Origin of the sequence: Paenibacillus sp. AN1007 (assembly GCF_040702995.1) — a bacterium.
Classification (GTDB): domain Bacteria; phylum Bacillota; class Bacilli; order Paenibacillales; family Paenibacillaceae; genus Paenibacillus.
This window is the reverse complement of the sequence record NZ_CP159992.1, coordinates 1,329,439-1,342,544: the sequence shown is the minus strand read 5'-3', so window position 1 is coordinate 1,342,544 and position 13,106 is coordinate 1,329,439. Positions and strand designations below refer to the sequence as shown.

Here is a 13,106-nt window from a genome sequence, read left to right as displayed (position 1 = left end):
AAAACCCGGCTGCTCCAGAAGCAGTACCGGGTTTCCAAGTTATACACAAGCGTATTATTCGTTATTGTTGTTCCGGGAACGATTACGTAAAAATGTCGGAATGTCCAGCTGATCATTACTTGGCTGGTTTCCGAATGGACGAAGATTCGGTGAACGTGTCTCTGCCGTGTCTGCGGCGGCAGCAGGTTTACGCACTTGAGGAACCTCGGGCTTATCCTCGAATCCAGTTGCGATTACCGTAACCTTGATCTCCTCTTTTAGGTTTTCGTCAATAATCGCACCAAAGATCATGTTCACTTCCGGATCTGAGGCCGCAGTGACAATCTCTGCTGCTTCATTTACTTCGTACAGGGAAAGATTATTTCCGCCCGTAATGTTCATGATGACACCACGTGCTCCTTCAATCGAAGTTTCAAGCAATGGGCTCATGATAGCTTTGCGTGCAGCTTCAGCAGCACGGTTTTCTCCCGTTGCTTCACCGATTCCCATTAGGGCCGATCCACGTTCTGTCATAATCGTCTTGACGTCTGCAAAGTCAAGGTTAATCAGGCCCGGGACTTTAATTAGGTCAGAAATACCTTGAACGGCTTGACGGAGGACGTTATCTACTTGAAGGAATGCTTCAAGCATAGGTGTCTTTTTGTCAACAATTTCAAGCAAACGATCGTTCGGAATAACGATCAACGTATCTACTTTTTCCTTCAACGCTTCAATGCCCTGCTCGGCATGCCTTGAACGTTTCGGTCCTTCAAACGTAAATGGTCGTGTTACTACGCCTACTGTGAGAGCGCCGCATTCTTTGGCGATCTCAGCGATGACTGGAGCAGCCCCTGTTCCTGTACCCCCGCCCATACCGGCAGTTACAAAAACCATGTCGGCACCCTTCAAGGTATTCATCATCAGATCACGAGATTCTTCGGCGGCTTTTTTGCCTACTTCAGGGTTGGCACCGGCACCAAGACCCCGTGTCAACTTATCGCCAATCTGTAATTTGTGTTCGGATTTCGCCAGATGTAACGCCTGCGCATCCGTATTCGCTGTAATGAATTCTACACCTTGCACACCATTTTCAATCATTCGGTTGACAGCGTTGCTTCCGCCACCGCCTACCCCGATAACTTTAATCTGAGCCAAGCTCTCCATTTCAAAATCAAATTCCAACATATTATTCCATCTCCCCCTCAATGTGCATGAATGGCCCGTCCAATTTTTGATTTGAACCGAATCAATTTCATATATCGACGAACGAAAGCGTTTATTTTAGTACCAGCGCATTCAGACGGCTTCAAGAATGTATGAAATGGATCCAACCTGTTATATAAATTCACTGAACATATTCTTCAGTCGTTCGAACAGACCCGGTTTTTGCTCCGATTCCTGTGCCGCATTCGGCTTCGGACGGTTCGCCGGTTTCTTGCTGGTGGTGTTGTTGTTACCGCCGCTGCTGCTTGAGGGCCTGATGCGCAAACTGCGGATAACGTTGTGTAAAATACCAACGCCGCTGGTATACCCAGGATCACGTACACCAATGTAATCCGGAACGGCAACACGTACTGAAGCAGCAAGCTCATGCTGTGCTACTTGCAGAACGCCAGGCATAGAGACCGTACCTCCCGTTAGTATATAACCTCCAGGAAGTTCGTTGTAACCAAGGCGTTTCACTTCTTGACCGATCATCTGGAATATTTCCTGAACTCTCGGTTCAATAATAGCCGCCAGATCCTCTTGTGAAAACTCCTTGTCTACGTTACTGCCAATGCGCGTAACTTTGAACATCACATCTGCGGCAGCATCATCCAGCCAGGCACAACCGTATTTCAGCTTGACTTTCTCTGCCTGGTCCGTCAGAGTGCGCAGACCGTAGGCAATATCATTCGTTACAAATTCCCCGCCGATTGGCAGTGTTGAAGTTGCAACCAGACTGTCCTCTTCAAAGATAGCAATCGTTGTAGCACCTGCTCCGATATCCACCAGCACAGAGCCCATCGTTTTCTCATCCTTGGACAGAGCAAGCTGCCCTGCTCCCAATGACATGAGAACCAGATCGCTTACTTTTAATCCCGCTTTTTCCACGCAGCGCAAAAGATTATGTATCGCGGTTTTTGCACCTGTAATGATGGTTGCTTCAACTTCCAGACGAACACCAATCATCCCACGCGGGTCTTGTATGCCCTCCAAGCCGTCAACAACATACTGCTTGGCGACAACATCAATAATTTCACGTTCCGGCGGAACCGCAATGACTTCGGCTGCTTTCAACACCCGCTCCATGTCTTCTTCTCCGATCTCACGATCCTCGTTCGATACTGCCACCACTCCGTGACTGCTCATCAGTCCGATATGGTTGCCCGAGATTCCAACATATACTTCGGATATTTGAATACCTACCATACGTTCTGCATGATCCACTGCATTGCGGATCGACTGAACCGTCTGATCGATATCTACGATTACACCTTTGCGAATTCCTTCCGAGTCGGCAGATCCAACTCCAATAATATTAAAGGTTCCATTATTAATTTCCCCAATAATAGCGCGAATTTTGGATGTACCGATGTCCAAACTAACAATGATGTCATTGCTGCTCAAGTCTGTGGCACCTCCTGACTCCAATAGTAAATTACGTTCGGGTTTAAACACTCATTAAAACATATTCAACACAGCTTAGGCTTTCCCTCTTTTTTCTACAATTTTTTTGGGTGCCAAGTTCTGGATGCGTAACATAAAACCTTGAAGAAAAAAGAAGGAGGTAACTCAATTGCCGTATGTTCAAGTGTACCATTTTTTCTTCATCTCAGAAAGAACAAGTTTCATGTGTGAACCGGGGCCAAACCCCGATTCCACCTGCACTTTTGTGCAATGTGCCGCCGATCACCGAATGACATCATTGCGACGTCCCCGGCTCAGCATTGTCCTCCGGATTCTCCGGGATAAACGGCACATACGTATCCGCTTCAAGCATTGTGATTTTACCAGGCCGTTCAGTCTCTATAACCTGGTTTAAATACTCCACTTTATCCGTTAACAACGAGACCGTTGTGATCACTTCAAACTGTGACTTGGTATACATGCGGATCTGATCCGGAAATGACGGCGTCGGATTCGGAATAATTTCCGAAATATCCGTTGTCAGTTCATTTGGAATTTGGGCAAGCGCCTCACTCAGTTTTGCTTTGAGTGGATCATTCGGCTTCCATTGGGTCAGAATTGGTTTCTCTACCGCAACACCGATTGTCGGCGGAACATTCAGGCTTGTCCCATTGGACAGAATTGCCTTGAGTGCCCCGCTTGAGTCAAGTTCATAAGCGACTGTCGGGAATTCCTTAACCTTGATATGGATGGTGCCTGGAAACTGCTTGTCCACAGTAACGGTGGAGATAGCTTTAATCGTTTTGATCCGTTCAATGACTTCAGCAGCACTTGTTCCAAAAAACTGGTCACCTTCCTTCAGACCGCTCTTTTCAAGCAGCGCTGAAGCTGCCGTGTATACATTACCCGTTATTTCGATGGCCGATATACGGCTTACCGAAGAACGAAAGAATAATACAGCCAGCAGTGCAATAAATAGTAGTAATAAGATAATTACAATTTTGCGGCTTGTGTTTTTTTTTGGGCGATTCTCCTTGAGAACCGGAATTTGACTTTTAGGCATAATAACGCTCCACAAAGCCTCAGGTCCCCTTCTCCTCGAAGAAGGGGACGCCAAGGACGTTAATTGGCAAAATCCAACTGCTTAGAAACAGTCGACTGTCTCTCCACCGAGGCTCCAAGACTCTGGAACAACTTTTCGATTCGATCATATCCCCTGTCAATGTGGTGCACCTGCTCCACAACGGTTTTACCTTGAGCCGCCAGACCTGCAATAACTAATGCTGCCCCTGCGCGAAGATCTGTCGCTTCCACAGTAGCCCCATATAGTCTTGGAACACCACGGATAAACGCGGCGTTCAGATCCACTGAAATATCGGCTCCCATCACGTTCAGTTCATCCACATGTTTGAACCGGCCTTCGAACACGGTCTCTTTCATCACACTGAATCCATCTGCCAAACTGAGCAGCACCATAATCTGTGATTGAAGATCGGTCGGAAACGAAGGATACGGAGAAGTCACGATACGATCCACTGATTTGGGGCGGGTCATACAGCTCACAGTCATTATATCATTGCAAACTGTGATTTGAACACCAGTGCGCTTCAACACATGTATAAGCGAAGTAAGATGAGCCGGGTTGCAGTGTGTAAGCGTAACACTGCCTCGTGTTGCAGCAGCCGCAATCATGACAGTTCCAGCAACAATTCGATCCGGTATGATCTCATACGTGCATGGCTGCAGCTTCTTTACACCGCTGATCGTAATTGTATCGGTTCCGGCACCCATGATTCTTGCACCCATGGCATTCAGGAAGTGCTGCAGATCCTGAATCTCGGGCTCCCTCGCAGCGTTAAATATCGTCGTTGTGCCCTCAGCCAGTACAGCAGCCATCATAATGTTCTCGGTTGCCCCAACACTTGGAAAATCAAGATGAATATCTGAACCGGTAAGATGGGCTCCATGGCAGATAATCTGCTGGTCCTGCTCTTCGATCTGTGCTCCGAGTGCTTCCAGCCCCCGGAGGTGAAGATCAATTTTCCGTTCTCCGATCGCACAGCCGCCCGGCTGGTACACCGATACTCTACCAAACCTAGCGAGCAGCGGCCCCATCAAAAAAATGGAAGAGCGCATTTGCTTCATGAGATCTTCTGGCACATCATGTGACCGGACCAATGACGTATTGATCGTCACTGTTCCCTGTTCATGCCGACAGGTGCATCCAAGCCGTTCCAGGATATACAGCATTACTTCGATGTCCAGCAAGTGTGGAACGTTGTGCAGCGTAACTTCTCCGTCTGCGAGCAAACTTGCGGCCATAATCGGTAAAGCAGCATTCTTCGCTCCATGGATGCGTATGGATCCTGATAGGGGTTTCCCGCCTTCAATCACCAATTTGTCCAATGTATCACCTCCGGGGTTTACGCTCACCCGATGCGAAGAGATACGGTATCAGGTCAATACCGCCATGAGATGATATAATGCTTGGAATAGACTGTATAAGGGTGATGACGTCCTCTGCTGTTGCTTGGCCTGTATGAACAATGAAACGGGCGCATCTACGCGGACTACCTGTGCACCTGTGCCTTTCTCCAATCGCACAAAACTTTGTGGAGAAAAATAAGTGCCATGTCCTTCTTTCCTGCAGCGTGCCCTCCATTGTCTCCAGTACAATTGCAGCGAATTGATTATCCGCGACACATCCGATCCATGCACGCCTGCAGTTCATTCCTTTTGAATGCTCTGCTGCAGTATTGTGGAACGATTGTCACGATTTATACGGTATCTTATGTAAGTCCCGTCTGGTGTGTGACAATCGCCCACTAACACACTTTACCGCCGCGAAGCGAGACGCTTGATTTCCTTTAAGAGTACTTCTGCCGCATCGGGTTTACCTAATTTCCGCGAAGCCTCTGCCATCTGTTTACGCCCCGATTCATCATTCATAATGCCTGCAATCGCTTCATACAACTTCTCGCCGGTAAGCTCTCTCTCAAGCATTGTGAGTGACGCGCCTCCTTTTTCAAGCGTACGCGCGTTGGCTTCCTGATGATTGTTGGTCACGTTAGGTGACGGTATCAGAATCGATGGAATGCCGAGTGAAGTAATTTCTGCCAGGAACGAAGCTCCGGCACGATTAACAATTAGCGAGGTACAGGCCAGCACTTCAGGCATGTTATGTACATAAGGCAGTACATGCAGATGATTAGGCATCGTTCCCAGAACACTACGGATCGCTTCCCGGGTCTTATCAAAATAGCTCTCACCCGTAACGTACACTACATGCACATCATCCAGCCGTTCCAGCATTGGGGCCATCTCGATCATCGCCTGGTTAATGGCTTTAGCTCCTCCGCTTCCGCCAACGACAAGCACGACCCGACTGTCCATCGGAACACCCAATGTGGCAAATCCGCGGTCCCGGCTGGCCTGAGCTACAGTTGTCGCTCGCGGGTTACCTGTATAAATTACATTTTTGGCACCAGAGAATGAATTTTCAGAACCTTCGAAACTGACAGCGACTGTGTCTACATAACGCATGAGAAACTTGTTTGTCAGACCCGGGATCGCGTTTTGTTCGTGAATCACACTTGGAATTCCCAGCTTCGCCGCTGCATACACTACAGGTCCACAGACATAACCACCAGTACCGATGACAACATCAGGCTTGAATTCCTTCAGCATTTTTTTGGACTTGCGCACACCCTGAACAAACCGCATGACCGTCTTCACATTATCAAAAGATAACTTGCGTCTGAACCCTGTAATATCGATCGATTGAAAAGGAATATCTTCCTGGGGAACCAGTTTGCTTTCAAGTCCACGGGTTCCACCAATGTATAAAAACGTCGAGTCGGGATTCTCCGCCTCGCATTGTCTTGCTATGGCAACGGCCGGATAGATATGCCCCCCCGTACCGCCGCCGCTAAGAACGACTCGCATCGTATAAGTCACCTCGCATAACGTGATAAATTCAATAATATGCCGAGCGCTGTGAGCATGAGAGTCAGTGATGAACCGCCATAACTAATCAGCGGGAGCGTTATGCCTGTAACGGGCATCAGTCCGATCACGACACCGATATTAATAATGACCTGCACTGCTACCATGCCGATAATTCCCACAGCCAGCAGACTGCCAAAAGCATCCGGAACCGTCATCGCTACGCGCATCCCTCTCCACACCAGCACCAAAAACAGTAATAAAACAATCATTCCACCAATAAAACCGAGCTCTTCCGCCAATATGCTAAAAATAAAGTCCGTCTGCGGTTCAGGCACATAACTGTACTTCTGCCGGCTCATTCCCAAACCCAGACCAGCCAGTCCACCTGGACCGATGGCATAAAGCGACTGGATAATCTGATAACCAGCCCCGAGCGGATCAGACCAAGGGTCCAGAAACGCTGTAATGCGCTGCAGGCGATAAGGCGCAGCCGCAATCAGGGCCGCAAATCCTGCAATGCCCCCAAGTGCAAGCAGACCCAGATGTTTCATACGTGCACCCGTTGTGAAAATGATAAGCATGGACGCACCCATCATCACGGTGCCTGTACCTAAATCCGGCTGCAGCATGATAATGCCAAAAGCCAGCCCCATCAGTCCGAGCGGGGGAAGCAGCCCTGTCGTGAACGTTTTAATTTTGCCGGGGTCCTTGCTCAGCCAGTGAGCCAAAAACAGAATCATCCCCAGCTTCATAAACTCGGATGGCTGGATCCCAAAAGAACCAATTCCCAGCCAGCTTCGTGCACCACCGCGAACGACACCAATTCCTGGAATCAATACAGCAATAAGCATAATAAAACAGATAATTAGAATGGGTTTGGCATACTTTCTCCATACCCTGTAATCCACATTTGTTGTTACAAACATTGCTGCAAGTCCTAATACGGCGAATAAAATCTGCCTTTTCACAAAATAAAATGAATCGCCATAGTTGCGGAAGGCAAGCACCGAGCCTGCACTGTACACCATAATGATGCCGATGGCAAGCAGAGCCAAAATACAAATCAGGAGCCAAAGATCCGGCGCCGGTCGCGTCTGTTTCATCAGGAGGCCACCCCTTGCATGGAAGTAGGGGCTTTTCCACCCCCCTACTTACAAGTTATGCGCCGCCTCTTTAAAAATGCGTCCCCGTTCTTCATAGGAGGCAAACATGTCCCAGCTTGCACATGCAGGCGATAATAAAACAACATCCCCCGGTTCAGCCAACCCTGCTGCTTCCTGAACGGCAGCCGTCAATGTACGGGCAGCGTCCTCCTCATTATCGACGACCTTAATTTGCTTTAATCCAGCAAGCTCAGCGACTTTAGCAATCTTAGCCCGGTTTTCACCAAGGACCACCAGCGCCTTGACACGCTCCTCGAATACCGGCAGCAGTTCCATCATATCCGAACCGCGATCCAGCCCGCCAGCAATCAGGACAACAGGTTCCTTGAAGGAATTCAGTGCCATCACTGTGGCTTTCGAATTGGTGGCTTTCGAATTGTTATAATACACGGAGCCGTTATGCTCAAGGACGTACTCCAGTCGATGTTCGACGCCCTTAAAATCGGCAAGCGGAGCCGCAAGCTGTGACGGGTCAGCACCAGCTGCGATTGCGATGGCTGCCGCAGCCAGCGCGTTTCCCACATTAAAGCGACCAGGTATGCCAACGTCATCCGCATCAATAATCATATGCTTACTGCCGCTGCCATCCGCGTAAATTAACTGACGTCTCACATCATCTTCTTCCCCATCTACATAGGGTGGATCAGCATACACGCCTGTTTCCAGTTTTTCCGTCAACGAGAACGGAATCAATCTGGCCTTGATATATGGAACAAGTTCGCGGCATACTGCATCATCCCAATTGAGAATGGCGATGTCATCCGGCTGCTGGTTGGCAAACAGCTTTGCTTTGGAAGCTACATAATCCTCCATGCCCCCGTGATAATCCAAATGGGTCTCTGCTACGTTAAGCAGCGCAGCAATGCGCGGACGAAACTCCACCGTGCCTTTGAGCTGGAAGCTGCTCAGCTCCACGACCATCCAGTTGTCGGATGCAGCTTGTTCAGCCGCTTCACAGAGAGGTGTCCCAATATTACCGGCAACGATAGGTTTCAATCCTGCTTGATTCAGCATATTTCCTACCCACGTTGTTGTTGTCGTTTTTCCGTTGGAACCGGTAATGCCGATTATAGGTGCCCCGCAGAGGTGATAGGCTACCTCTACCTCGGTCACCACTTCAATCCCCAGTTCAAGTGCCTGCTGCACAGGAGGCGCATGGTAAGGGATACCCGGGTTTTTGACGACCAGCTTCACATCGCTATGAATGAGATCATCCGGATGCCCCCCGCATACAACAGAAATTCCCAAAGCCTCCAATTCGGAAGCTTCGGGACACTGTTCCCTGTCTTTTTTATCGTTTACGATTACGTCAGCCCCGGCACGATGCAGTACCTTGGCAACTTGTACGCCGCTCTTGGCCAGCCCAAGCACAACCACTTGTTGTCCGCGATATGTTTCTGGATGGTTCATAATTTACAACCCCTTGTTGAGATAAAGTCCAAGAGCGGCCAAAATCGCACCTACCGCCCAAAAGGTGATGACAACCCGCCATTCCGACCAGCCGCTGAGCTCAAAGTGGTGGTGAATCGGGCTCATTTTAAACACACGCTTGCCTCGGGTCTTGAAGGATATCACTTGAATTACGACAGAAAGCACTTCAATGACAAAAATACCACCGATAATGAGGAAAAGAAGTTCCGTCTTGGTTACGATGGCAATTGCACCAATTGCTCCTCCAATTCCAAGGGAACCCGTATCACCCATGAACACCTTCGCAGGATGCGCATTATAGACCAGGAAACCAAGGACAGCACCAATCATTGCAGCTGCACACACAGCCGCCGGCATCGATGTTGCCTGCATTGCCACAATAGCAAATGCACCAAAAGCAATTGCACTTACTCCGGAAAGAAGACCATCCAGACCATCCGTAAAATTAACTGCATTGGTGATGGCCAGCATCATAAACACCACAAACGGATAATAGAACCATCCGGTCCAGTCAAATGAAACCGAAGTTCCCGGAATGGAAATCGCCGTGCTGTGTCCGTTTTGAATAAGCAGATAACACATCAGGGCACTGAAAAACAGCTGTCCCAGCATTTTTTGTCTGGCTGTCAGCCCGAGCGAACGCTTGAATACGATTTTGATATAGTCATCCAGAAATCCGATAAGACCAAATCCCAATGTAGCAACAAGCAGCACATAGAAATCTGTATTTTTAACAGCCGAGAACTTCAGAAAAGCCAGCGTGAACGCAAGTAAAATAACAACTCCGCCCATCGTTGGTGTTCCGCTTTTTTTTAAATGGCTCTGAGGTCCATCTTCCCTGACCTGCTGTCCGAATTTCATCCGCCGGAGAAGCGGAATGAGCAGCGGTGCGGCAATCACCGCCAAAATAAATGAAACGCCGATTGTTAACAGTAATACCTGAAAATCCATGGGTTCACCCCTCTAGTCTACTCGATTGTGTAATGGTGCTGTCTGCAGTGCTTGAACCGCATCCTCCAGTTTCATGCCTCGTGAGGCTTTAAACAAGACAACGTCTTTAGGATGAAGATTCTCCAGCAGATGACGGATCAATTCGTTTTTACTCTCAAAAGCATGCACAGCTTCAGCTGGCATATGCTTCTTCGCTCCCTCAGCAATGTGCAGGGATAATGGTCCGTATACCAGCACTCTATCCAACTTGTCAGGGGTAATATACGTTCCGATATCATGATGAAGCTCTTCCTCTTGCGGGCCCAATTCCAGCATATCACCCAGTACGGCCACCTTCATCCGATACCCTTTTAATCCTTCTAACACATCTACTGCGGCTTTCATTGAAGTCGGGCTTGCGTTATATGCATCGTTTAAAAGTGTAAGACCGCTAACTGCCTGCGTGACTTCGATACGCATACCTGTCAGTTTCAACTGGGACAGACCTGCCGCCATATTTTCCGGAGTAACTCCGAAATGACGTGCGACAGCCATAGCAGCCAGACAATTGACCACGTTATGTGTGCCGAGCAGCGGTAGTGTATACGCCTGATCTCCAGACTGCTTGGTCGTAAACACCATCCCGTTCTGCGCATTCATAACTCCTGTTGGAAAATCATCATTATCCGTCTGCAGGCCAAACGTAAACCGCTGCATATCCTCAGGCTGCTCCGTTTCAGGTTCTTCGAGCACCTGAGCAATCAAAGGCTCGTCTCCGTTGTAGATGAGTAATCCGCCCGGTTTCATTCCAGCCGCAATTTCAGCTTTCGCCCTTGCAATTTCAAGCCTTGAGCCGAGCTGAAGCAGGTGTGATTCGCCAATATTGGTGATGATTGCTGCATCCGGCTGTGCAATAACAGAGAGATCATGAATTTCGCCGCGGCCGCTCATGCCCATCTCCAGAATGATAATTTCCGTATCCGAAGACATGCTCAGTACAGTTAATGGCAGACCGATATGATTATTGAAGTTGCCCTGCGTCTTATGCACGTTGAATGTCGTTGAGAGAAGGGCATCCACAATATCTTTTGTTGTTGTTTTACCGTTACTGCCTGTAATGCCAACGACAGATGCCTGTGTTTCAGCAAGATATGCCGATGCAAGCGCCTGTAAGGCTGCAAGGGTATCGTCCACCAGAATAACTGCCCCCTGTGGTGGAACACCATGATCCTTTTGCCACATCGCTCCTGCGGCACCCTGCTCCAGACAGGCCTGCACGAATTCATGTCCATCAAAACGTTCACCCACCAAGGGTATAAACAGACTGCCTGCCACCGGTTTACGTGAATCCGTAAATACACCTTCGGCTGTAATCTCGCTATAAACCGCAGCATCACTTAGTGTGCCGCCGCACATGTCGGCGATTTGCGCCAATGTTCGTTTTATCAATTGGATTTGCCCCTTATCGCTTCTTTGGCTATGATCCGATCATCGAAATCCGTTTTGGTCTTTCCGATAATTTGATAGGTCTCATGCCCCTTGCCCGCAATCAATACTACATCGGCTGGGCTTGCCATTTCAATAGCTTCATGAATTGCCTTGCGTCGATCTGCGATCATCGTGTAGCGGTCGGATGGAACAGACTCTTCCAGCAGCCCCTGCTCAATGTCCTTCAAAATCAGATCAGGATTTTCAGTCCGCGGGTTGTCAGAAGTCACCAATACAAAGTCACTGTATTTCGCTGCAATTTTGCCCATCAACGGACGTTTGGTCCGATCCCGGTCCCCGCCGCAGCCGAATACACAGATAACACGGCCCTCTGCAAACTCTTTAACTGTACGCAGCACATTTTCAAGACCATCCGGTGTATGGGCATAATCGACGATAACCGCAAAGGCTTGACCTTCGTTGACCGCTTCTACCCTGCCATCCACGCCCGGTACAGTTTCCAGACTGCGCTTGATTTCTTCCAGCGGAACACCTTCCACAAGCGCTGCCGAGATGGCAGCCATCGCATTGTACACGTTGAACTTGCCCACCATGCGCAGTTCAATGTTTGTGCTGCCCGCAAATGTATCCACATGGAAAGAGGTTCCCTGAGCCGTGATGGAGATACCGGATGCACGTACATCCGCCTGCTCTCCCATGCCGTATGTAATGACCTCGGCAGCCGTTACGGACATAAAATACGCTGCTGCCGGATCATCAGCGTTGATGACTGCATACTTGCGCTCAGAAGCATCTCCCGCATAGCCGTTACCGAGCCGAGCGAAGAACAATCCTTTTGCCCCGCGGTACTCCTCCATCGAATGATGGTAATCCAGATGATCCTGCGTCAGGTTGGTGAATACGGCTGTACGGAAATCCGTACCTTTGACGCGGCCCTGCTCCAGTGCATGCGATGAAACCTCCATCACACAGCAGTCCGTACCAGCCTGGACCATATCATGCAGACTGCGCTGCAGATCAAGCGCTTCTGGTGTTGTCCCCGACATCGGATAAGTACGTCCGTCATAGCGCATCTGAATGGTTCCAATCAGTCCGGTTTTCTGCCCATAGTCGCTCATAATTTTTTCGATCAGATAGGTCGTTGTTGTTTTGCCGTTGGTCCCCGTTACACCGATCATTTTCATTTTGCGGCTTGGCGAGTCAAAAAAGAAGTCAGACAGAACAGCCATTGCAAATCGGCTGTCTTTGACAATCAGCTGTGGTACAGGCAGATCGAGCTGACGCTCCACAACGAGAGCTGCGGCTCCAGCCTGCACTGCTTGATCTGCGTAATCATGTCCATCCACCGTATGTCCCGGAAGACAGATAAACAGATCACCCGGTTTGACCTGCCGGGAATCTGTCTGAAGGTTGTGACATTCTGTATGGGGGTCGCCCACGAGACGGGCGGTAATCAACTTGGATTCAAACTGTTTTAAAAGCACATGAATAACCTCACTTTTCCTAATATACTTCTGTATCTGCAGATTCCTGTATTTTTAATATCGACCATATCACCAAATAATGAAACGCACTCCCCTTGATTTTGTTGCGGTG

Annotated in this window: 10 protein-coding genes; all 10 read right to left on the bottom strand. The window is 49.0% G+C overall.

The features are described 5' to 3' along the window. Positions 1-54: 54 nt before the first annotated feature. The 10 genes from ftsZ to ABXS70_RS06120 all read right to left on the bottom strand — a co-directional run bounded on the left by ftsZ (position 55) and on the right by ABXS70_RS06120 (position 12,994). Positions 55-1,164 (bottom strand): cell division protein FtsZ, encoded by a 1,110-nt coding sequence (gene ftsZ, locus ABXS70_RS06165; protein WP_342552050.1) that lies wholly within the window; start codon positions 1,162-1,164, stop codon positions 55-57. Between the two features lie 150 nt (positions 1,165-1,314). Beyond that, a complete protein-coding gene (gene ftsA, locus ABXS70_RS06160; RefSeq protein WP_342552051.1) occupies positions 1,315-2,589 on the bottom strand; it encodes a cell division protein FtsA in 1,275 nt (424 codons plus the stop codon). A gap of 295 nt (positions 2,590-2,884) precedes the next feature. Further along, positions 2,885-3,652 carry an FtsQ-type POTRA domain-containing protein gene (locus ABXS70_RS06155; protein ID WP_342552052.1) on the bottom strand — a complete coding sequence of 256 codons (768 nt, stop codon included), beginning with the start codon at positions 3,650-3,652 and terminating at the stop codon, positions 2,885-2,887. Between the two features lie 59 nt (positions 3,653-3,711). Next, entirely contained in the window at positions 3,712-4,995 is a 1,284-nt protein-coding gene (gene murA / locus ABXS70_RS06150) for a UDP-N-acetylglucosamine 1-carboxyvinyltransferase (protein ID WP_342552053.1), read from the bottom strand. 429 nt (positions 4,996-5,424) lie between these two features. Next, complete coding sequence (gene murG, locus ABXS70_RS06145) at positions 5,425-6,534, bottom strand: undecaprenyldiphospho-muramoylpentapeptide beta-N-acetylglucosaminyltransferase (protein WP_342552054.1); 1,110 nt, start codon at positions 6,532-6,534, stop codon at positions 5,425-5,427. An 8-nt stretch (positions 6,535-6,542) separates the two neighbouring features. Next, on the bottom strand, positions 6,543-7,640 hold the full coding sequence (gene spoVE, locus ABXS70_RS06140) for a stage V sporulation protein E (RefSeq protein WP_342552055.1): 1,098 nt from the start codon (positions 7,638-7,640) through the stop codon (positions 6,543-6,545). Between the two features lie 48 nt (positions 7,641-7,688). Further along, entirely contained in the window at positions 7,689-9,110 is a 1,422-nt protein-coding gene (gene murD, locus ABXS70_RS06135; protein ID WP_342552056.1) for a UDP-N-acetylmuramoyl-L-alanine--D-glutamate ligase, read from the bottom strand. A 3-nt stretch (positions 9,111-9,113) separates the two neighbouring features. Next, positions 9,114-10,082, bottom strand: a complete 969-nt coding sequence (gene mraY / locus ABXS70_RS06130; protein ID WP_366294755.1) for a phospho-N-acetylmuramoyl-pentapeptide-transferase — start codon at positions 10,080-10,082, stop codon at positions 9,114-9,116. 12 nt (positions 10,083-10,094) lie between these two features. Next, the gene (gene murF, locus ABXS70_RS06125) at positions 10,095-11,507 is read right to left on the bottom strand and encodes a UDP-N-acetylmuramoyl-tripeptide--D-alanyl-D-alanine ligase (RefSeq protein WP_342556399.1); all 1,413 of its coding nucleotides are present in this window, start codon (positions 11,505-11,507) and stop codon (positions 10,095-10,097) included. After that, the gene (locus ABXS70_RS06120; RefSeq protein WP_342552058.1) at positions 11,507-12,994 is read right to left on the bottom strand and encodes a UDP-N-acetylmuramoyl-L-alanyl-D-glutamate--2,6-diaminopimelate ligase; all 1,488 of its coding nucleotides are present in this window, start codon (positions 12,992-12,994) and stop codon (positions 11,507-11,509) included. The genes murF and ABXS70_RS06120 overlap by 1 nt, the downstream gene beginning before the upstream one ends. Positions 12,995-13,106: the final 112 nt, after the last annotated feature.

Coding starts and splice junctions, on each gene's coding strand:
- ftsZ (WP_342552050.1), bottom strand. CDS start 1,164: ATGTTGGAATTTGATTTTGAAATGGAGAGCTTGGCTCAGATTAAAGTT.
- spoVE (WP_342552055.1), bottom strand. CDS start 7,640: ATGAAACAGACGCGACCGGCGCCGGATCTTTGGCTCCTGATTTGTATT.
- murG (WP_342552054.1), bottom strand. CDS start 6,534: ATGCGAGTCGTTCTTAGCGGCGGCGGTACGGGGGGGCATATCTATCCG.
- murD (WP_342552056.1), bottom strand. CDS start 9,110: ATGAACCATCCAGAAACATATCGCGGACAACAAGTGGTTGTGCTTGGG.
- mraY (WP_366294755.1), bottom strand. CDS start 10,082: ATGGATTTTCAGGTATTACTGTTAACAATCGGCGTTTCATTTATTTTG.
- ABXS70_RS06155 (WP_342552052.1), bottom strand. CDS start 3,652: ATGCCTAAAAGTCAAATTCCGGTTCTCAAGGAGAATCGCCCAAAAAAA.